We start from the raw sequence: 17,916 nt of genomic DNA, 5'->3' as shown, positions 1-17,916 counted from the left end.
TGTTAATTGCTAATTATTCGTATGGTTTTAAAATTTTTACCAGACAGACCTACAATACTAATAGGCTCAAAGATGTATTTTTTGTTTTGCAATTGTGAGGGCGAATAAATATATTCCATAAAAGCATCCTTTTCTTTATGAAGTACGCCGGCACCTGTTTGAAATTTAACAACCGAAGTTTTAGTGGTTCCCATTGGTAAGCTAGTTCTATCGCCAAAAGGAGTACAACATATAACTATTTTATCAGCTTGTTTGTGGCGAGGTCTTCTTTTGCTTACCGCCATGTAGGCATCGTGTAAAAGTTGATTGTCTTGATAATTAATTTTTTCCCCTGGTTTTAATTTTACATTGAAATCTATCATCTCGATTTGTCTTTCAGTTAAAGGCGGTAGACCTTTCTGTTTGAGCTCATCTATTTTTTGATTAAGGTCGTCAAGGAAATCTTGTTTCGAGTCATAGCGCTCGCCAACAGGGCTAAACGTAAATTTAAAATTATTAGGCAAATAATTTTGTATAAAAGCTATTAAATCTCGAAATACTTTTTTATATTGCTTAGTGTCTTCTTCAGGAATATTATTCATTAATTCTAAAATTGCATCGTCGCCGCAAAAATCAAACCAAACTCCCGGCTCATAGACATCTGTTATGGGTTTTAGCCAGTAAGCATAATAAATCATGGCAAATAATTCAGCCCAATCAGGTTCGGGACTTTCTTCTAATCTCCATAATTTATATGAACCATAGGGAATAGCAATTTTTATTGGTTCGTTATTTTGAATACTTAATTCTATTGCTTTACGGACTATGTCATTAGCCACGGGACTTACACTGTATTTTCTAAACTTTTTAGACATTATGGTTGTAAAAATAAAATCAACAAGATTTCCATCTTGCTCTATTTTTTTATCTTTTATCCCGTTTAGTCTTTGCTCAATGTATTGTTGTGCTGTCATAGAGATGTGGGTAGGAGTCGAACCTACGATATTTATCTTGCGGACAAACGCCTTAACCACTTGGCTACCACATCATTGTCATCTTAATATATAAATGATTATTGTTCAATAAAATAAAAACAGCCCAAGAGGGGCTGGTTTTAAAGCGGGTCGCTGACGAGCTTTTCAATAGACATACTGGGAGTTAATCTTATAGCGAGAGATATCATTGACAAAAATCAAAATAAATGATATTCTAGCCTATCGTTCATTAATAAATATTTGGTTAATTGTTTTTGGTTATGGCGCCAGAAATAATTAACTAAATAAAAAAATAATCTAAGGAGAAGTATTATGACACTTGTTAAAAAGTCAGATTTAGAAAAACCTTGGGAATCCAAGGCAAAGTGCACGGGCGATAAAACTCTTAAGATAGATAATTGTGATACCGAGTTTGAAATTTCCGATGTTGATGTGAATTTGTTTCATTATTTTGGAACGCACGCTAAGCACGAGTATTTTTCTGTAAAATGCCCGATTTGCGGTAAGGTCGTTAAAAATCTTAAAATTCCGCAATTTGTAATCGACCGATGGAAGAAAAATCATCCAGATGCGAAGAGCGAATTTGACGGCAATGACGAAAGCCTTTAGATCTCCAATATATTTAGCCACCCGCAAGGTTTTTAGCGGGTGGCTCTTTTTGTAAAAAATAAAAATAGTCCCGTAAAAGCTTGCGCTATACGGGACTGATTTTTAAATGGTCGTTTATGAACTTATTTTATATTTTTATTTAGTCTAGAAAGCTAGCAATAAAATCTTTTGTTTTGTCTGCTTCTGCCACCAAAATAGCTTTAATCTCGTTGGTTTTTTCAAGACTGAAAACAGAGGGATGTTCATTGAGTCGCTCAGTAAATATTTCCATTACTGGTAAATATTTTTGACTATACCAGAGACGCTTGCTGTTATCCTTGATAGAGTCTAGATTCAAGCCATTATCCATAAAGTCAGAAAGTTTAATTGATAGTACTGCCAGGTCTTCGGTCGCTTCACGAATATGCTGCGCATAGTCATCTAGATAAACCTGTTTTGGCTGGGATTTATCAATATCAGGATTACACAACTTTAGAACAATATCGCGAACACGTTTACCAAAAGTATGTTCTAGATATGATAAGGCCTTATTTTTTACGGACCCGTCTCCTTGAGAAAGCTTTGCTAAGGCTTCGGACTGATCTTCAATTGAATCATGCAACAAAGCGGCAATAATATTTTCTTGATTAGTAATACCAAATTCTTCTACTAAGCGAGTGGCGACGCGCAGAACATGAAAGACGTATGGACCGTCTTCGCGCGGTGCTTGATCCTTGTGTATTTCTAAGGACAAGGCTAATGCTTCACCGATTTTTTCTAAGTGATTTTCTTTCTCTTCAAGAGAATCATCGGTGTTTGCCTCAAGACTTTTTCGGACCACGTCCAAGAAATGCGTTTTCTTTTGCCATAGTTCCTGCTCAAAATAGCCCTTTTCGTTGTTGGGATCTTGAGCTAGCAGACCTTCTTTGTTGTTCATATATTATTAAGTATAGCTAACTTTGATAATAAATAAAAACAGCCCAAAAAGGGCTATTTTGTATTTGGGTCCAAGTTGGGGTTTGGTTATAAATATAGTATCAAATGGGGCGGTAGTGGGAGGGATGGTTAAAAAAATTATTAAAAAAGTTATAACTATGTGATGGGTTAAGATTTTTAAAAGCTAATTATATAGCACCGCTAATTAAAACTAAAAAAGCTAAGTATGCAGAGATGACCAGACCAGTAAGTATTTTTTTATTTCTTGTAGTATCGCTTCTCGGGACACTTCTTAATCTAATATATAACAACAACATCAGACAAAAAGAAATCACCATTAAAAAAGTATCTAAAAAATATTTTACGGAGCTCATAAGTCCACTTGACGATAGATAATAATTACTTAAAATAAAAAATTCTATAAAAGCAAGAATAACAAGGCTTATAAAATTTATAATATATACCCCCTTTTTAGTAGAAACATATAGGCTTAATATGCTATTTAGCACAATGTTTATTATATACGGCAAAACAAATGTCATAAAAATAGCCGGGAGTATCGCCCCATATCCTTCGTCTCTTATTTCAGAAAAATAACCAGTAAAGATAGGAGATCCAAAAACAAAATAAAAGCTTAAAAAAGGAACTCCAAGTATCATGAAAACTATAAAGTAGAAATCAATTTTATCACGCTCTTGAATATTATTAGCTTGTTCTGCTGGCATGGTGCTTGCCTCAGTAGATTGATTGTTACCCATATAAAATAAAATATTAATTAGTTTATAGTTAAATTATAGCACCAAACAAAAAACACCTCCAAAAAGAAGGTGTTTTTATTGTATCACAAGGGTCGTTTATGAACTTATCTTATACTTCGATTTATTTTTTAATCCACTCTCTAGTTATCCATTTTTTGACTAAAGCCTCTTCTACATCGATTTTTAAATTTTTAGAGATAACCAGTACTAAGCCAAGTACGTCGGCTAATTCTTTGGATGTTAGTCTTTTTGATTCTTTTTCGGATACATGTTTTTCTGGTCTACATCTTTTTTTATGCATTAGATATGATTGAACAAATTCACCAAGCTCTTCCGTTAATTTTAAAATTAAATAATCATCACTTAGTTTGATGTTATCTCTTTTTAAATTATTTAAAAATACTTTTGCAACGTTATTTTGTAATTTCTTGAATTCCATATTAAAATAGTATTTATTTTTTATCTTTTTATTGATTACTTAGTTAATGATTCTATTTTACCAAAGCAGTAATAACAGTAAAGACACCAAGTAAGACCCCTGGCATATTTGCCATAAAGACAAATTTGTCTTTATTGAGAATGGCGTATGTTGACCAAATCGAACAATTAAGAATAGTAGCCAATGGCTGGATAATAATATGAGTCTGACCACTCATGTTTGCCCTAGCAATTTCGATTAAAGATAAAAACATTATAATAGCAACAATTGTTCCTGTATAGCCTAGTAGTTTTATTGTAGTTTCTTTATTCATATTTATATTTTAGCATCTCAATTTTTTACACGTTTTAGGGCAAGCAATCAAGAAAGTTACCTGTCCGTCTTTGACGGAGAAAACTATTTTGATGGATTGTTTGGTAAACAAGTTTATTACAACGACGGAGAAATAAATTTATAACAATCTATTTCAGCTTTATTCTCACGTTCATCTAATTCTTTTAATAAGGTGTCTAATCCATAAGTATTTTTTGGGTCATGCTTTATTAATTGTCTTTGCTCCCCATAACGACTAGCAACATCAACTAAGCACGCATTAAATTTATTTTGAGCCTCAGGGCTTACAGCTGGTTCAACTGGATATATTCTGAGTCTATCTAGATTAATAATGATTAAAATACTAATTAATATTAAGGTAATTAAAATACTGGTTAAAATAATTTTTACTTTTTTAGAATTAAACATATTAATACTATTATATCTTTTATATTCAACTCCCACTAGGGTCTAACAATTTTATAACAAAAAACAGCCCGAAAAGAGCTGAATTTTGAAATGGGTCGTTGATGAACTTATCTTATAATATTATTTTCTCGGGCTATCTACTTTCTAAAATGGCAATGATTTTTAGCAAAAATTAGAACTATTTTTACTGAACTTATAGGAAAATGACACTTTTTTGTCAAAATACTTGACTTATAAATATATCTGTGATAATATATATTATATTATTACAAAATAATGTCATTTATATAAAAAATATGTTAATCACAAGAATTAAGGCAAGCAATTTTTATGGGGTTAAAGATACTGTAGAGGTTAGTTTTATTGAGGGCGGAGAGAAAGAAAAAATCGGATATGTAAATGCGGGGAAAGAGAGAGTCTCTCTTATATCTGGTTTTTATGGTGCAAACGCATCAGGGAAAAGCACAATATTAAACCTCATAGATACGATAATCAGAGTTATGTTTACAAGACAGCAAGATTTTGTGATTGCTCCAAATGGCATAAAACAGGATATTGTACTAGCTCTACCCAATTATCACATCTCAATGCAATTAAAGCCTATTGAGATGGAGATGGATTTTATAATTGATGAAGATAAGTATTGCTATTCATTTTCAATCACAAATGAAGGCAAAGAGATTTCTCGAGAAATTTTATTTAAAAATAATAAAAAGGTATTTACGAGAGAAAATCACAATATTTCATTTGAGGCAAGCATAAAAAGGAAGATAGCGTCATTAGCTGAAAATATTGTGGCGCCTAAAAAATCATCATTTCTTTCTATTCTCTTAGATGATAGCTCTGATATATCTGTATTCGGCAACCTAAAGGAAGAAATTGGAGTCTCCGGACTTAAGAAAATAAAGACTGAGGTTTGTTTTATTACTGATAAACGATCTGTTCAAATGGGACAAAATAATATAAGCGGATTAATGGCTTTTGCGATTAACTATCTTAATAGCGATTCAAAAATAGCTGGCGAAAAAATTAACGCCGTTAATTCTGTTGTTAAATATTTTGAACCATCCTTCGAGAAACTCAATATAGAAAAAATTGGTGATAATTATTCTAATAGTAATCCTACTAATGGTTCTTTTAGTATTAAATACGACGCAAAGTATAATAACTTTTATAAAGAGCTTGGTGTAATGGAGCTTTCTGCAGGAACACGAGAGCTTATTTCTTATATAAGTGAGGTTCTTAGAATAATAAAAGTGGGTGGTATTGTCGTATATGACGAAACAAGTAAATATTATCATCCAGACATGGAGATCGCGCTACTCAATCTCTTTAAAGATAAGGATATTAACAAAAATAATGCACAAATATTTTTCTCGTCACACAATCATGAAACCTTTGATATTCTTCAAAATGATCAAGCTCATATATTAGAAAAAAAAGATGATAATATCATAGTATCAAAGGTGTCGGATTATGATGTAAAAGAACGAGACAACATTAAAAGAATATACCGCTTCGGGTCTCTCGGGGGAGTTCCTGACACGATTGATTTTAATAGAATAATAAATAACTTACTTTAAGACTTATGAGCGTCAAGAAAAGTTTTGATGTATATTATTTATTAGTTAGCGAAGGAACAACGGAATATAATCTTTTTAGCTACTTAACAAAGAATAGATATAGAGAACTTTTTGCTAAATCAAATATTAAGTTTAGTGACAAAGTTGATATTGCAAGCGCTGGAATATCAAGGGGTAAATTAGATGGTGCTGGAAATTTATCTGATTTTGAAAACAAATTTCGTTTGATAAAAAACGATGGAAGATATAAGGGTCAAAAATTATTTTTTGTTTTAGACAAAGATCTTGATGATTCTCCTGCTATAGAAGATCTTGTAAGGCAAAGCGGTGATATAGTTCAGTTTATAGAGTTTAACTCTGAGCACTTGATGTTGAATTTTGCAGGCAAGGATCCTCGGAATCCAGCCGAATTCAGTAGCTTGGTCAACTTTAGAGCTTATTGCAAAGATGAGTTTCAAAGACAGTTCAATAAGAAGGCATCTGAATTAAAAGATCATGATTTTGATGCGATCTTTAACGGGGTTACTGAGAGAAAAATAAGGAGTAGTTTTATCGAATTGTTTGCCACATTATCTGAGCAGTTATGATTTTGACCCCATATAAAATAGATGTCATTTTTTATATTTGTTTTTAAAATTGCAAAGGCCTTCTATTAAGAAAGCCCTGTAAACACTGATGGAAATGAGTTTATAAACTCCTGTAAAATGGGTGCCTAGAGGGAATCGAACCCTCGCTGACGGGACCACAACCCGATGTTCTACCATTAAACTATAGGCACCATATGTTACCGCTCAAGGCGGTAGAAATAAATTTTCTCACTTTTGCTAGCCGTAATTATTTTATATGGACGAAAATGTGGCATCACAAATTGATAACTAATAATAACCGTATCAGGTTTACATTCATTCGTAAACTTCTTTTCAAGCTTTATCATCATCTCTCTGTTAAGATAGCAATAGATATAATTAGCATTGTTCAAGTTTGCTAAAAACATGTTTTGTCGCTTAATGCGGATATCGCTTTTTGAAAAAGCATAGCGAAGACAAGCTAAAAGATAGGGTAAAATTGCATACTCCAAAGCGACAAATTGAGCTTGCGGCTGCTCTTTAGACATAAGACCCAAAAGGCAGGCTCGACCAGCCCCTAGCTCATAGAATACCTCATTAGGTTTAATCTTAATTCCTTTTGAGATTTGAAGTAGAATGCGCTTTTTTGTTGAAATGAATGGCGCTTGACCGCGAAAGAGAATGTTAAAAAACTGAACCGCTAAGAAGATAATACTAACAGTGAAAATAACAACAAGTATATACAGAAGCCAGGTCATATATTTTTCACTTATCTTCGTGTGCCCTCGCTAGGAATCGGACCTAGATCTAGAGATTAGAAGTCTCCTGTTCTATCCATTGAACTACGAGGACTAATTTCAGCCCCCTGGGCTGGTGTTAAAATAACAATAAAATTGTTTATTGTCAATGACATGGAGTGGCTCCTGAAACAAGTTCAGGATGACACTGCGTGTCACTTTCTTCTCTTCTTACCATGAAATGCTTGATAAACATCGCGCAACTGTTGATCTGTTATGTGAGTATAAACTTGAGTGGTGGTGATTGAAGCATGACCTAGCATGGCTTGGACCGATCTAATATCGGCGCCGTTCATCAGTAAATCTGTGGCATAGCTATGGCGCATTGTATGTGGCGTTACCTTTTTCATGATACCTGATAGACGAGCATAGCGCGCTACTAATCTTTCGATCGAGCGCGGCGTTAAACAACTTTCTGTTTCAATTATATTTATTTTGCCATGACTAATAAACAAATAAGGATTTAGATCAGTGCGCTCGGCTAAATATTTCTTAATCCAATGCCGAGAATTTTCTGATAGAAAAACTAAACGAACTTTTGAACCTTTTCCGCGGACCGTAAATTCTGGTTTGGCTAAATTTATTTCTTCAATTTTTAATTTTGATAATTCACTAACACGCAAGCCAGTTGAAAATAAAGTTTCTAATAAAGCTTTATCGCGTAAGCCGGCGAGACTGTCCTTTTTGTCATGCAAAGGAGCTTCTAATATTTTTTCTAAATCAGAACCTTCGAGAAAATCAACTTGGCGCGGCATTTGTTTAGCTAATTCAATTTTTTCTGGCTCTAAGGTTTTAACATCATTCTTAATTAAGTATTTCAAAAATGTGCGCAAAGCAATTAAATGATAATTTTGTGTATTCTTTTTTATGTTGTCCGGTCCGCGTGAAGGTAGGCGATTAAGGTAAAGTCTAAATTGATGTACTAAAATTTTACTGATGTTCTCAGGTTTTAGAACGCCGCGCTCACGAGCAAAAGCGGCAAAGCGTTTTAAGAAAAAATCATAATTTCTTAGAGTTAGCATAGCTAGGCCGCGATCGACTTCTAGGTACTCTAAAAAATCAATAATTGCTTGGTCGAGCGGAGACTTTTTTAGGGGAGCTTTAGGCATATCTTAACATTGTACGACGTATTGATTTTATTTTCAATTTGTTGTATGATTTACCTTGCTTTCCTCTTTTTGCGGAGTTTAGGCAAGATTCTCCAGACAAGCTGGAGAACGGCACAAATTACATAAATTAAGGAGTGCCGCTTATAATTAATTTACCATATCTTGGAAATAGCCCCTGGCGGACTTTTTCTAGGACATGGCAAAGAAATCTATGTTGGATAAAAAAGCCAAACAACGGATTATTAACAAATTTAAGGTTCATGAGACCGATACTGGTTCTCCTCAAGTCCAAATTGCTATTTTGACCGAGGAAATCAATCAGTTGACTGAGCACTTAAAGATGCACAAGCATGACTACTCTTCTCGTCGCGGTTTGTTGCGTAAGGTTGGTGAACGTCGCCGTTTACTAAAATACCTACAGCGCGAAGATGAAAAGTCTTTCATGGAATTGGCAGCCAAACTTAAATTAAAGATCGCTAAGAAAATGATCGAAGAAGAAGATGAGCGCAAGCGTCTTGAAGCTGAATTATTAGAAGACGATATTAGCGACGAAGTAGAACCAGATAAAAATGACTAACACCAACAGGAAGCGGGCCACTGGTTCGCTTCCCTTAGTATCTATGACAAAACACAAAAATCAGCGCGTCGCTGTCTTGGTTGACGCTGCTAACATGTATCACTCCGCGAAAAATTTGTATAAGCGCCGCGTTAACTTTAAGGAGGTCTTAAAAGCCGCGGTAGCGGATCGACAATTAATTAGAGCTGTCGCTTATGTTATTCATGGTGCTGGTGAAGATGAAGCATCTTTTTTTGAAGCGCTTGATAGCCAGGGATTTGAAGTCGTAATTAAGGATTTACAAATTTTTTCAGGTGGTGCGCGTAAGGCTGATTGGGATGTTGGTATTGCGATTGATGCAATTAAATTAGCTGACAAGGTTGATGTGATTGTTTTGGTATCCGGTGATGGTGATTATTTGCCATTAGTTGAATACTTACAAGCCGCTAAAGGTTGCCGCGTTGAAGTTATGGCTTTCCGCCAAACTGCTTCAACTAAATTAATCGAAGAGGTTGATGACTTTATAACCTTAAGCGATAACCGTAAGTTTTTGATTGGAAGATAGTTGCTGGTTGTTGGTTGTCAGTTGTTAGTTGTTGGGTGGTGGAATATTTTTTTCATCTAGCAACCATCAACTAGCAACTAACCACTATTAACTAATTAATGTTTTGCTCGATAAACACACAGTACTGTGGTTAGATCCATAGTTCTCTAGTTTGTCGGGCAGACTAAATTCTTTTATGAACAAAGAAAAAGTTTTTACCCGTGATTGGGAAGGTAGACCCTTAACTTTCAGAACTGGCGTTTTAGCTAAACAAGCTGACGCCGCTGTGACAGTACAATATGGCGAAACAGTTATTTTAGCCACGGTTGTACAATCTAAAGAAGAACGAGCTGGAACAGATTTTTTTCCACTCATGGTTGAGTTTGAAGAAAGACTTTATGCCGCTGGTATTATTAAAGGTTCTCGTTGGGTTAAGCGCGAAGGCCGCCCAACTGATGAAGCTGTTCTAACCGGCCGCATGATTGATCGCAGCGTTAGACCATTGTTTGATCAGGCTTCACGCCGCGACGTTCAAGTTGTGCTAACTGTTTTATCAGTTGATAAAGAAAACGACTATGACATTGTGTCTTTAGTTGCTGCTTCAGCTGCTTTATCGGTTTCTGGTGTTGATTGGAAAGGTCCAATCGGCGGCGTTAGAGTTGGTCGTGTTAACAATCAGTTTGTTTTCAACCCAACCTATAAGGATCGTCTGGAAAGTGATTTAGATTTAATCGTAGCTGCTACCAAAGAACGTGTGGTTATGATTGAAGCTGGTGCTAAAGAAGTTAATGAAGCTGATATGTTGAATGCTTTATTAGCCGGACAAAAAGCTATGCAACCAGCTATTGAATTGATTGAAGAAATGGCCAAAGAATTAAAAGTTGTGCCACATGAAAGAAAAATCAGAAAGACAGAAGAAAAAATTGATGAAATAAAAGTCGCAGTCTTAAAAGATTCAGCTGAGTGGTTAGATAAATCAGTTAAACATATTTTATTTGATCAAGTTTATTACACAAAGGGTGAACGTAAGGCTGCCGTGAATGCTATTAAAGAACAATTAGAAGATCATTTGGTTGAAAAAGGTTATGACAAAGATTATCGTTATTTAGCGATTAAGGAATTAGTCTACACAGCAATTGAAGCTGAAGTAACACGCGCTATTATTGAAGATAAAAAACGTGTTGACGGACGCGCTTTGAATGAAATTAGAAATTTAGAAGCTGACGTTGATATGTTACCAAGAAATCACGGCGCCGCCGTCTTTTCTCGCGGTGAAACTCAAGTTATGTCCATTGTTACACTCGGCGCTCCTGGTGATGAACAATCATTAGAAGGTTTGGAAGGCGAAAGCAAGAAGCGTTTTATGCTTCATTATAACTTTGCTCCATTTTCCGTTGGCGAAGCTAAACCAATGCGCGGCACCGGTCGTCGTGAGATCGGTCACGGTGCTTTAGCTGAAAAAGCTATTGCTTCGATGATTCCTTCAAAAGAAGAATTCCCATACACTATTCGCGTGGTGGCTGAAACTTTATCATCCAATGGTTCATCTTCCATGGCTTCAACCTGTGCGGCATCCCTTGCTTTGTATGATGCTGGTGTACCAATTAAAAAAGCTGTCGCTGGTGTGGCTATGGGTTTGGCTTCTATTCCTGATATGAGTAAATGGGAAGTCCTAACTGACTTACAAGATTTAGAAGATGGTGAAGGTGGTATGGACTTTAAGATTACAGGAACTGCCGACGGTATTACTGCTATTCAACTTGATACAAAAACCATTGGTTTGGATAAAGCCATTATGGAACAAGCCTTGGTTGATGGTAAAGCCGCTCGTTTGAAAGTTTTGGAAGTTATGAATAGCGCAATAAGCGCTCCTCGTGCTGAACTATCTAAGTACGCACCACGTATTTCAACTCTACAAATTGATCCAGAAAGAATTGGTGAAGTTATTGGTTCAGGCGGAAAAGTTATTAATGAAATTATTGATGCTTGTGGTGTTTCAATTGATATTGAAGACTCAGGCTTAGTTATGATTTGCGGTGTTGAACCCGAAGGCGTTAAGAAAGCTATGGAATGGGTTAATAACATCGTTAGAAAATTTGAAGTTGGTGAAACTTTTGTTGGTAAGGTTGTGCGTATGTTAGATTTCGGAGCTTTTGTTGAACTAGTTGCGGGTCGCGATGGTATGGTTCACGTTAGCGAAATGGCACCTTACCGTGTAGGTAAGCCATCTGATCTAATTAGCGTTGGTGACACCGTTAATGTTAGAATAAAAGAAATTGATGACCAGGGCCGCGTTAACCTAAGTATGAAAGGCTTAGTTGAAAATGAAGCTTTATGGAAAGATGAAAAAGGTAAACAGACAGGTGATTTTAATAGCGGATCTAGTGGTTATTCAGATCGTCCAAGACGCCCACGTTTTGGTGGAAGATAATAATAAGAATTTTATAATTTTGTAGTTTTTAATTTTTAGTTAATTTTTTAAGTTCTAATTTAAAATTAAAAATTTAATCATTAATTATAAAATTGCAAAATTAAAAATTATAAAATTTATATAAAACATATGTCGGAAGAGAAGAGTTCCATGCGCATTACTCTAACGACCGGTACCTTAATTAAAATAATCGTCGTTTTGTTTTGCTTATATTTTGCTTATTTAATTCAAGACATCTTGGCTATACTTTTTGTATCCATTGTCTTGTCTTCTTCAATGGATCCATGGGTTGATTGGATGCAAAAAAAAGGTATACCAAGGTCATTGGGGATTTCATTTATTTATGTAATATTATTATCCATTCTTGGTTTAACGGTTTATCTTATTATTCCACCAATGGTTAATCAGTTTAATCAATTGTTGGCTGACTTCCCAAGCTATGTTGAACGCTTTAATGGATTTATTTCTAGCTTCAAATCATATACCGCGTCTCATGGTTGGCTAGATCAAATTGAATCTTCGGTGGGGAACGCCGCAACTAATTTTCAAGGTGCAGCCGGCGGAGTTTTCTCAACTATCTATAATATCGTTGGAGGATTTTTCTCACTGGTGATTATCTTGGTCATTACTTTTTATATGGTGGTTGAAGAGAATATGATTCGTAAATTAGTTTGGTCATTAACACCAGAAGATAAGCAGGACCATGTCATGGAATTATTTAAGCGCATAGAATTGAAAATGGGACTTTGGTTCCGCGGTCAGCTTATTCTTTGTTTGGTTATTTTTGCTTTAACATATATTGGATTGTTGATTCTTGGCGTTAAGTACGCCTTGATTCTAGCTTTGATTGCAGGCTTCACTGAGTTTATTCCCTATCTAGGACCTTTGCTTGGCGCCGTACCTGCAGTTTTCTTAGCCTTTAGTCAGTCGCCGACTTTAGCTATTTTTGTTGCTGTACTATATATTATTGTTCAGCAAGTTGAAAATAATTTCTTAGTACCAAAGGTTATGGAAAAAGCGATTGGCATGAATCCAATTGTTAGTATCGTAGTTTTGATGATTGGTTTTTCTGTTGGTGGATTTATGGGGGCTTTATTATCAATCCCGGTTGCTACTGCTGCCTTGGTAATTTTTGATGACATCATTCACAAGAAAAATACTAAAGGTAAAGAGCCAGTTTAATTTGTCTTAATAACACGCCTCGTTTTTGCGGGGCGTGTTTTGTTTTAGGTTAACTCACCCCTAGCCCCTCTCTACGCTAACGCGTAAAGAGGGGAAATCTAAGTAATAATTTTTTAGATTTGAAAATCATTGTTAATAATATTTAAGCTAAAAAAATAAATTTCCCCTCTTTACCCCGCAGGGGTAGAGAGGGGTTAGGGGTGAGTTTGTTTAAGCATTGCTGTATAATGGAGTTGTATGTTTTTAAGAAACAAAAAAGCTTTCACACTGATTGAGCTACTCGTAGTAATAGCAATTATTGGCGTACTCTCTACCATGGCAATAATAGCCTTAGGTAATGCTAGAACTAAAGCTAGAGATGCTAGGAGAGTAGCAGATCTAAAACAAATATCTACCGCCCTAGAACTATACTATAACGACAACAGTAGTTATCCAACCATAATAACACCAGGTCAATCACTAAGATCACCAGATGGTAATACTACTTATATGGGATCTATTCCATCTAACCCAACACCAAGAAACGATGGTAACTGCGGTAACGTAGATTATAGTTATCAATCTTCTTTAACTGGCACAAACTATAGCTTAGGCTCTTGTCTTGGTTCTGGCTCTGGCAACATGAGCTGGCACAAACTATAGCTTAGGCTCTTGTCTTGGTTCTGGCTCTGGCAACATGAGCGCTGGTGCTTTCTTCACTAGTAATAACAGTGGTCCTTTAGCTTGTGGCCAAGCAACTGTTATAGATATAGACGGCAACACTTACAACACCGTGCAGATCGGCACACAGTGCTGGATGAAATCAAGTCTTCGTACAAGATCTAAACCAAATGGAACAGCTATGACAAATTCAACTGCTGATAATTCTGTAACTCATTCTGAAAGGTCTTGTCCAGGAAATGGGGTTGGTACAACGGTCCCTGGAACTGAAGCGGATTGTACGACTTATGGTGCTTTGTATGAGTGGGCGGTTGCCATGAACGGATCAATCTTAGAAGGTGCGCAAGGGATTTGTCCGCTTGGTTGGCATATACCAAGCGATGCTGAGTGGTATGTTCTTGAAAATTATTTAAAAGACAATGGACAAACATGTGACGCTAATCGTATTGGTTCATATGATTGTACTGCGGCTGGTACAAAGTTAAAACCAGGCGGCTCTAGTGGTTATAATGGTGAATTTGGCGGTGATAGATGGGTTGTTGGAAACTACTTTGCTTACCGAGATTCTTATGCTGTGATTTGGTCATCATCTCGTTATGATAGCTCTACTGCTTGGCATCGTGAATTATATTCTGGGAATGCTGGTGTAATACGAGCTCGAAATGGCCTAACTTTTGCTTTTTCGGTCCGCTGCCTTAAGGATTAGCTTAAGTTTATCTCTTCGTGGGTTTATATTTAGAGGATTAAGCTACAAAAATGCCAATATTAGCAATATTATGGCGTTTTTTTGCATTTTTATACGTATATTGACAGTTTTATGTTAAAATGCTATAATATGAACAATTAAAAATTAATATAAATTAAAAGAAAGGTGTACTTTGAAAAAATTAATATTTGTGATTTGCATTGTTTCGTTATTTTCCAACTTTGCCTTTTCTTCACCAAATAAAGATCGTGCTGCCAAGCATAAAGAAGCTGTTGAATATGGCCTTAGTTATAGTGGTTCATATTTAGTTTATAGAACAGATCGGTGGTCAGCCAAAAACGGAGGAAGTTATAAGTGGCAGTTAGTAAACGTGCCAATCGATAATCTTGATAGCGCTGGAACAATTTACATTAGAGTTAGTGATTCGCCCAGCGATGTAGACTCCGCTTATGTATCCAAAGGCCTCGTTGTCTTTGTAGGAAAAGATGGCACTCTCTTTAGAACTCATCAGGAGTCTGAAGAATCTATTGTTCTGCCCTGGTATCAAAAAGCTTGGTACTGGTATTATGGAATATTTTTTACACCCAGGGTCGGATTATTAAATTTAGCTGGCATTGTAATAATAGTGCTAGTAGGCGTTATTCTAATCTTTTCAGTAACTAAAGCTGTTTCATCAACCTGGCACTTTCTTGACTACGGAAACTCTATCGAAATCCATGGCATCGGTACAATTGTTAAAAAAGAATTTGAAAACGATGAAAGAGAACAAACTGATGAAGAGGATACTGACAACGTTGAAGATGCTGAGCAAAATGAATCTGAAGAGACTACTGAAGACAATGGAGAGGGGAATAATTATGATTTTTCCTTTGAAATAAAAATTGTCACTTCCGCCGGAGACAAAACGTTTTGGCGGTATGTGAGCGAAGAAGTCTATGACAAATTTGCTGTTGGTCGAGTTGTTGCGGTTACTTACAGGCTCGGACAAATCAGTAAGTCATTAGAAATAATCGCTATACCGGAGTTAGAAAGTTAAAAGTTCATTTAAAAACAAACCGTAGGAAAATATCCCTACGGTTTTGTCTTTTTAATAAAATTTTTTGATATTTACAAATTTCTAGTTAAGTCAGGCAGTAGTTCTTTTATAGTGTTTTTCTCCTCATCGTTAAACTTTTGTAAAACATAATTTTCGGTTGGCATCTTTTTTCTTTGCTCAGAGTCTATACCAATGCGCAGTCTTTTAAAATTTTTAGTTTTAAGATAATCAATAATTGATTGTACACCGTTGTGTCCAGCGCTTGAGCTATCAATTGATAATTTATTTTTTCCAAAAGGTAAGTCTAGTTCATCATGAATTACTGTTAAGCAGCTACTTAAGTCAGCTGCTTTTTTAATTCCTAAAATTGAACGTGGAATTAATTTATAGTAACGCATTATAGCGGCGACGGTCTCGCCTGATTTGTTCATAAAAGTTTGTGGCTTCACTAAGATCGTAGCTGAATCTTCGGCTAACATGGCTTTAAACTTTTTATTTTCTTTCCAAACTAAATTTCTTTGACGTGCTAATTCGTCAATCACAATAAAGCCAATGTTATGTCGGGTATTCTCGTATTTTGTGCCTGGGTTACCAAGGCCGACGATGATTTGCATTATTGTTCCTTAAAGTTAGTAATTATATCTTTTAATTTTTCTTGAGCCAATGTTTTGTCAACTATATTTTCGTCATCAATCAGCTCTTTGATTTGCGCTTCTATTATACCAATATTTTTACCTAATGGCTTGCGACCGTGAATACTGGAATAAAGTTGAATAATTTTATTTCCATTAGTAGCGTTTCTAACCACCTCTCTTTCAACAGAGAATTTTGCTTGATCATCTATAATTTTTTCATAACGTTCAATGATTTTTTCTATCATTTCATTGGTTTCAGCTTGAACTTTTTTATCAGCTGGTTCAGTGCCGGCGTTATCTGCCTTTAATAAAGTTATTTGGTCTTTGAAGTCGGGACTTTTCGCCATTTCAATAGCTTTGCTATTTTTCATTTGTAAAAATGAAAAAATCTTAATATGGTTAGCTATCAATTTGGTTATTTTGTCTTGTGATTTATTTGGTAGTTTTAGTCTTTTTAAAATAGGAGCTACTTTTTCAGAGCCTTTTAGGTCATGACTATGAAAACTTACTTTCTTGTCGACGCCTTCTTTCCTGGTGTCAGGTTTGGCAATGTCGTGCATGGTGGCGGCTAGAAATAATTCTAGTGATGAATTGGCTGGTAGATTATTAAGCACCATAACTGTGTGTTTAAAAACATCTCCTTCCATGTGATAAGGAGGACCTTGGGGGCATTTCTCTAAGTCAGATATTTCAGGTAGAATTTTTTCCAAAAGCCCAAACTCTTTAAAGTATTCTAAAATTTTTCCTGGTTTATCACCTGCAACTTCAAGCATCCCTTTTAATTCTTTCAGAATCATTTCGGCTGGTAATTGACTAATCTCTTGGCTCATTTCTTGGATAGCAATTTTTGCTTCTTTATCTTCAGAAAAGTTTGTTTTAAATAAAAATCTAATATAGCGTAAAGCCCTTGATCTGTCCTCGGTAATTCTTTTTTTAGGGTCGCCAACAAAGCGTAGTTTTTTATCGTCCAAGTCTTTTAATCCGCCAGTATAATCAATAATATTGTGAGACTTTGGATTATACATTACGGCGTTAATCGTGAAGTCACGTCTTTGAGCGTCAATTCCTGGAACTTTAATTAATTCGACAGAGTCAGGTCGGCGACCGTCACCCGTATCACTGTCTTTGCGGAAAGAAGCAATTTCGTACTCTTCGGCAACTTCTCTTGTGTCGTCTTTAAATTTAATTCTTATAACCCCTTGGGACTTGCCGGTTTCATCAATTGAAATTTCTTTATTAGCTATCTCTTCAGAAAAATTATCGCTCAATAATTTTTCAACCTCTTTTAATTCTAGGTCAGTAGTAAAATCAATGTCTTTGGGTTTTTTGTGTAGAAGCAAGTCTCTAATAAAACCGCCAACGATTAAAAGATGGGGTTTGTCGGCAACTGCCTCGCCGTTAGCTACAATTTTTTCAGCGCGATGATTATTAAAAATATCAATAATATTTTGAACATGAGGAAATTCGTCTTGGCCATTAACTTTCTCCAAATCAGATAAAATTTCTTCTAATGGTTTGAATTTTTTTACAATAATTTTTCCAGAGCCATCTTCATGATTCTCAAAAATACTAAAGACCCGAGCGTCCTCAGAAACGCTATTTGGTTTATTGGAATTGTTAGCTATGTCGTGAAAGACTTCTTTCATATGGTTTTAATAATATACGTTATTACTAT

General features: G+C 35.4%; 19 protein-coding genes, 3 tRNA genes and 1 pseudogene. 10 read left to right on the top strand and 13 right to left on the bottom strand.

What is annotated here, in order from left to right; all coding sequences use genetic code 11:
• Nucleotides 1-2: 2 nt before the first annotated feature.
• Together NTY12_04500 and NTY12_04495 are read right to left on the bottom strand one after the other, a co-directional pair.
• Nucleotides 3-953, bottom strand: a complete 951-nt coding sequence (locus tag NTY12_04500; protein MCX6793256.1) for a hypothetical protein — start codon at nt 951-953, stop codon at nt 3-5.
• A 2-nt stretch (nt 954-955) separates the two neighbouring features.
• Nucleotides 956-1,027: transfer RNA gene (locus NTY12_04495), tRNA-Cys, on the bottom strand.
• Nucleotides 1,028-1,286: 259 nt separating this feature from the next.
• On the opposite strand from NTY12_04495, the gene NTY12_04490 reads away from it, so the two are divergent.
• Entirely contained in the window at nt 1,287-1,583 is a 297-nt protein-coding gene (locus NTY12_04490) for a hypothetical protein (protein MCX6793255.1), read from the top strand.
• 139 nt (nt 1,584-1,722) lie between these two features.
• On the opposite strand, the gene NTY12_04485 is transcribed toward NTY12_04490, so the two are convergent.
• From NTY12_04485 to NTY12_04465, 5 genes are all read right to left on the bottom strand, one after another.
• The gene (locus tag NTY12_04485; GenBank protein ID MCX6793254.1) at nt 1,723-2,499 is read right to left on the bottom strand and encodes an HD domain-containing protein; all 777 of its coding nucleotides are present in this window, start codon (nt 2,497-2,499) and stop codon (nt 1,723-1,725) included.
• A 187-nt stretch (nt 2,500-2,686) separates the two neighbouring features.
• On the bottom strand, nt 2,687-3,256 hold the full coding sequence (locus tag NTY12_04480) for a hypothetical protein (protein ID MCX6793253.1): 570 nt from the start codon (nt 3,254-3,256) through the stop codon (nt 2,687-2,689).
• Nucleotides 3,257-3,377: 121 nt separating this feature from the next.
• Nucleotides 3,378-3,695 carry a hypothetical protein gene (locus NTY12_04475; GenBank protein ID MCX6793252.1) on the bottom strand — a complete coding sequence of 106 codons (318 nt, stop codon included), beginning with the start codon at nt 3,693-3,695 and terminating at the stop codon, nt 3,378-3,380.
• 52 nt (nt 3,696-3,747) lie between these two features.
• Nucleotides 3,748-4,008: a SemiSWEET family transporter gene (locus tag NTY12_04470; protein MCX6793251.1), complete on the bottom strand. Its 261-nt coding sequence runs from the start codon at nt 4,006-4,008 to the stop codon at nt 3,748-3,750.
• A gap of 116 nt (nt 4,009-4,124) precedes the next feature.
• Nucleotides 4,125-4,436, bottom strand: coding sequence for a hypothetical protein (locus NTY12_04465; GenBank protein ID MCX6793250.1), 312 nt, complete (start codon nt 4,434-4,436; stop codon nt 4,125-4,127).
• Between the two features lie 296 nt (nt 4,437-4,732).
• Here NTY12_04465 and NTY12_04460 point away from each other — a divergent pair, with 296 nt between their 5' ends.
• Nucleotides 4,733-6,019, top strand: coding sequence for an AAA family ATPase (locus tag NTY12_04460; GenBank protein ID MCX6793249.1), 1,287 nt, complete (start codon nt 4,733-4,735; stop codon nt 6,017-6,019).
• Between the two features lie 5 nt (nt 6,020-6,024).
• Nucleotides 6,025-6,606: a hypothetical protein gene (locus NTY12_04455; GenBank protein ID MCX6793248.1), complete on the top strand. Its 582-nt coding sequence runs from the start codon at nt 6,025-6,027 to the stop codon at nt 6,604-6,606.
• Between the two features lie 120 nt (nt 6,607-6,726).
• Here NTY12_04455 and NTY12_04450 read toward each other — a convergent pair.
• From NTY12_04450 to NTY12_04435, 4 genes are all read right to left on the bottom strand, one after another.
• Nucleotides 6,727-6,797: transfer RNA gene (locus NTY12_04450), tRNA-His, on the bottom strand.
• Between the two features lie 6 nt (nt 6,798-6,803).
• A complete protein-coding gene (locus NTY12_04445) occupies nt 6,804-7,343 on the bottom strand; it encodes a hypothetical protein (protein ID MCX6793247.1) in 540 nt (179 codons plus the stop codon).
• Nucleotides 7,344-7,365: 22 nt separating this feature from the next.
• Nucleotides 7,366-7,437: transfer RNA gene (locus tag NTY12_04440), tRNA-Arg, on the bottom strand.
• Between the two features lie 100 nt (nt 7,438-7,537).
• A complete protein-coding gene (locus NTY12_04435; protein ID MCX6793246.1) occupies nt 7,538-8,491 on the bottom strand; it encodes a tyrosine-type recombinase/integrase in 954 nt (317 codons plus the stop codon).
• A 211-nt stretch (nt 8,492-8,702) separates the two neighbouring features.
• Here NTY12_04435 and rpsO point away from each other — a divergent pair.
• The 7 genes and pseudogenes from rpsO to NTY12_04400 all read left to right on the top strand — a co-directional run bounded on the left by rpsO (nt 8,703) and on the right by NTY12_04400 (nt 15,606).
• Nucleotides 8,703-8,963, top strand: a pseudogene (gene rpsO, locus NTY12_04430) (30S ribosomal protein S15).
• 148 nt (nt 8,964-9,111) lie between these two features.
• Entirely contained in the window at nt 9,112-9,612 is a 501-nt protein-coding gene (locus NTY12_04425; GenBank protein ID MCX6793245.1) for an NYN domain-containing protein, read from the top strand.
• Between the two features lie 175 nt (nt 9,613-9,787).
• Complete coding sequence (locus NTY12_04420) at nt 9,788-12,022, top strand: polyribonucleotide nucleotidyltransferase (GenBank protein ID MCX6793244.1); 2,235 nt, start codon at nt 9,788-9,790, stop codon at nt 12,020-12,022.
• A gap of 129 nt (nt 12,023-12,151) precedes the next feature.
• Nucleotides 12,152-13,204, top strand: coding sequence for an AI-2E family transporter (locus tag NTY12_04415; protein MCX6793243.1), 1,053 nt, complete (start codon nt 12,152-12,154; stop codon nt 13,202-13,204).
• Nucleotides 13,205-13,441: 237 nt separating this feature from the next.
• Nucleotides 13,442-13,846, top strand: a complete 405-nt coding sequence (locus tag NTY12_04410; GenBank protein ID MCX6793242.1) for a type II secretion system protein — start codon at nt 13,442-13,444, stop codon at nt 13,844-13,846.
• 34 nt (nt 13,847-13,880) lie between these two features.
• The gene (locus tag NTY12_04405) at nt 13,881-14,570 is read left to right on the top strand and encodes a fibrobacter succinogenes major paralogous domain-containing protein (protein MCX6793241.1); all 690 of its coding nucleotides are present in this window, start codon (nt 13,881-13,883) and stop codon (nt 14,568-14,570) included.
• 172 nt (nt 14,571-14,742) lie between these two features.
• Nucleotides 14,743-15,606: a hypothetical protein gene (locus tag NTY12_04400; GenBank protein MCX6793240.1), complete on the top strand. Its 864-nt coding sequence runs from the start codon at nt 14,743-14,745 to the stop codon at nt 15,604-15,606.
• A gap of 71 nt (nt 15,607-15,677) precedes the next feature.
• Here NTY12_04400 and pth read toward each other — a convergent pair whose 3' ends face one another.
• The gene (gene pth / locus NTY12_04395; protein MCX6793239.1) at nt 15,678-16,220 is read right to left on the bottom strand and encodes an aminoacyl-tRNA hydrolase; all 543 of its coding nucleotides are present in this window, start codon (nt 16,218-16,220) and stop codon (nt 15,678-15,680) included.
• Nucleotides 16,220-17,887, bottom strand: a complete 1,668-nt coding sequence (locus tag NTY12_04390) for an HD domain-containing protein (protein MCX6793238.1) — start codon at nt 17,885-17,887, stop codon at nt 16,220-16,222. Before NTY12_04390 ends, pth begins: the two co-directional genes overlap by 1 nt.
• Nucleotides 17,888-17,916: the final 29 nt, after the last annotated feature.

It is taken from the genome of Candidatus Falkowbacteria bacterium, assembly GCA_026396835.1.
GTDB lineage: Bacteria > Patescibacteriota > Patescibacteriia > Patescibacteriales > Patescibacteriaceae > Patescibacterium.
The sequence above is the reverse complement of the archived record's forward strand: the minus strand, read 5'-3'. Positions and strand labels throughout refer to the sequence as shown.

Coding starts and splice junctions, on each gene's coding strand:
- NTY12_04500 (MCX6793256.1), bottom strand. CDS start 953: ATGACAGCACAACAATACATTGAGCAAAGACTAAACGGGATAAAAGAT.
- NTY12_04490 (MCX6793255.1), top strand. CDS start 1,287: ATGACACTTGTTAAAAAGTCAGATTTAGAAAAACCTTGGGAATCCAAG.
- NTY12_04485 (MCX6793254.1), bottom strand. CDS start 2,499: ATGAACAACAAAGAAGGTCTGCTAGCTCAAGATCCCAACAACGAAAAG.
- NTY12_04480 (MCX6793253.1), bottom strand. CDS start 3,256: ATGGGTAACAATCAATCTACTGAGGCAAGCACCATGCCAGCAGAACAA.
- NTY12_04475 (MCX6793252.1), bottom strand. CDS start 3,695: ATGGAATTCAAGAAATTACAAAATAACGTTGCAAAAGTATTTTTAAAT.
- NTY12_04470 (MCX6793251.1), bottom strand. CDS start 4,008: ATGAATAAAGAAACTACAATAAAACTACTAGGCTATACAGGAACAATT.
- NTY12_04465 (MCX6793250.1), bottom strand. CDS start 4,436: ATGTTTAATTCTAAAAAAGTAAAAATTATTTTAACCAGTATTTTAATT.
- NTY12_04460 (MCX6793249.1), top strand. CDS start 4,733: ATGTTAATCACAAGAATTAAGGCAAGCAATTTTTATGGGGTTAAAGAT.
- NTY12_04455 (MCX6793248.1), top strand. CDS start 6,025: ATGAGCGTCAAGAAAAGTTTTGATGTATATTATTTATTAGTTAGCGAA.
- NTY12_04445 (MCX6793247.1), bottom strand. CDS start 7,343: ATGACCTGGCTTCTGTATATACTTGTTGTTATTTTCACTGTTAGTATT.
- NTY12_04435 (MCX6793246.1), bottom strand. CDS start 8,491: ATGCCTAAAGCTCCCCTAAAAAAGTCTCCGCTCGACCAAGCAATTATT.
- NTY12_04425 (MCX6793245.1), top strand. CDS start 9,112: ATGACAAAACACAAAAATCAGCGCGTCGCTGTCTTGGTTGACGCTGCT.
- NTY12_04420 (MCX6793244.1), top strand. CDS start 9,788: ATGAACAAAGAAAAAGTTTTTACCCGTGATTGGGAAGGTAGACCCTTA.
- NTY12_04415 (MCX6793243.1), top strand. CDS start 12,152: ATGTCGGAAGAGAAGAGTTCCATGCGCATTACTCTAACGACCGGTACC.
- NTY12_04410 (MCX6793242.1), top strand. CDS start 13,442: ATGTTTTTAAGAAACAAAAAAGCTTTCACACTGATTGAGCTACTCGTA.
- NTY12_04405 (MCX6793241.1), top strand. CDS start 13,881: ATGAGCGCTGGTGCTTTCTTCACTAGTAATAACAGTGGTCCTTTAGCT.
- pth (MCX6793239.1), bottom strand. CDS start 16,220: ATGCAAATCATCGTCGGCCTTGGTAACCCAGGCACAAAATACGAGAAT.
- NTY12_04390 (MCX6793238.1), bottom strand. CDS start 17,887: ATGAAAGAAGTCTTTCACGACATAGCTAACAATTCCAATAAACCAAAT.